Origin of the sequence: Streptacidiphilus alkalitolerans, from assembly GCF_042511045.1 — a bacterium.
Classification (GTDB): domain Bacteria; phylum Actinomycetota; class Actinomycetes; order Streptomycetales; family Streptomycetaceae; genus Streptacidiphilus; species Streptacidiphilus alkalitolerans.
In genome coordinates this window covers 1-1646 of the sequence record NZ_JBHEZX010000041.1, presented here as the reverse complement: position 1 = coordinate 1646, position 1646 = coordinate 1, and the positions used below count along the sequence as shown (strand labels likewise).

Sequence of the window (1646 nt, the reverse complement as noted above, 5' to 3'; positions counted from 1 at the left end):
TAGAGCCTGTTTCAGAAGTGGATCAGGTGACGCGTAGGCTTCCGAGGGGCCAGCCGAAGGGGGTGGCGCGGGACTCGGAGGCGGCATGGCGGCTTGGGGGAAGGCTCAGGAATCCGACGGAGACAGGCGGGGCACGGTCTCACCGGAGGACCGTGTCCGCACGCTGACCGCAGCGGTTGTTGACGGCACCACGGCGGTGGCGGGCCAGGTTCGCGGGCTTTCCGACGATGAGATCCACAGGATTGAGCGTGACCAGCCCGCGCTTCTCGCGGACGCCTATCGTTGCTTCCTAGCAGTGATCGGCGGCGGTGCCGGGCACTTCCTGCAGGGCAGCGATGTCTTCTATCCGGCCGTCATCGGCTTGGGCGAGTCGGCACGAGAACTGCTGGCCGAGAACGACGTCCCGTTCGTTCTCGCCGAGTCGGACCGGGTCATCCTCATGCACCAGGGCTACGCGTTCGATTTTCTGCACGGCCCCGGGCCCGATCCCGAGGTGTGGTCGTACTGCGAAGGCGATGGTCCCGGCGATGTGCCCACCTTGAGCTTCACCCGGTTCACCGACTGGCTGCAGGCCCACGTCACACAGCAGACCGAGGCGTGGGCGCGACTCGTCCCGTGGTACGAGGCCGAGAAGCAGAAGAAGCCGGGCGACCGGCGCGTGTACTTCAGTCGCCGCCATCCGGACGGCAGCGTCAGCGACGAACTCTGACGCTGAGAGCCGGTCCTCACAGCCACTCGTTGATGACGGCGATAGTGACGGTGGCCTCGTAGCGGACGGCGAGCTTGTCGTACCTCGTGGCCACCGCCCGGTGCCGCTTGAGGCGATTGATCCCGCACTCCACCGCGTGGCGCTCGCGGTAGTCACTCTTGTCGAACTGCGGCGGCCGGCCGCCGCGGGCACCCAGCCTCTTGCGGTTGCGGATCTGGTCGGACTTCTCCGGAATCGTGCAGCGGATCCCACGCTTGCGCAGGTAGTCGCGATTGCCTCGGGATCCGTAGGCCTTGTCGGCCCGCACCCGATCGGGGCGGCAGCGCGGCCGGCCGACACCTACGCGGGGTACCCGGATACGCTCCAGGACCGGCTGGAACTCGGGGCTGTCGTTCCGCTGGCCGGCGGTGATCAGGAAGGACAGCGGCTTCTGACCGTGTTCGACCGCAAGGTGCAGCTTCGTCGTCAGACCACCTCGCGAGCGTCCGAGTCCGTGGTCGGCGGGTTCGTCGGCGACTCCGCCGGGTTTGTCCCGCTGGAGATCCCCCTTTTGCGTGCGCCGGCCGCATGCTGATGTGCCCGCGCGACCGTGGAGTCCACGCTCACGTCCCAGATGATCAAACCCTTCGCGTCAGCCTCGGCCTGCAACTGGGTGAGGATCCGGCTCCAGGTACCGTCACGCTGCCAGCGCCGGAAGAGGCCGTAGACGGTCTCCCACTCGCCGTAGCGCGCGGGAACGTCGCGCCAGGGCGCACCGGTCCGCGTCCGCCATCGTATGCCGTCGATCAGCTGCCGCTTGGACCAGACCGGAGGTCGCCCCGGCTTCTTGCCCACCGGCAACAACGGCTCCAGTCTGGCCCATTGCTCACTCGTCAGATCCCCACGCCCCACGAGTGGATCATTGCAGACCTTGATCCACTTATGAAACAGACCCTAG

The 1646-nt window shown here is 67.2% G+C and carries 2 protein-coding genes; one reads left to right on the top strand and one right to left on the bottom strand.

Features of this window, described 5'->3' with window-relative positions; genetic code table 11:
- Positions 1-85 precede the first annotated feature (85 nt).
- Complete coding sequence (locus ACEZDG_RS37850; protein WP_380519518.1) at positions 86-709, top strand: SMI1/KNR4 family protein; 624 nt, start codon at positions 86-88, stop codon at positions 707-709.
- 16 nt (positions 710-725) lie between these two features.
- Here ACEZDG_RS37850 and ACEZDG_RS37845 read toward each other — a convergent pair.
- A protein-coding gene (locus tag ACEZDG_RS37845) for an IS5 family transposase (protein WP_380519516.1) occupies positions 726-1600 on the bottom strand; the annotation gives its coding sequence in 2 pieces (ribosomal slippage) (positions 726-1234 and positions 1234-1600; 876 coding nt in all).
- Positions 1601-1646 lie beyond the last annotated feature (46 nt).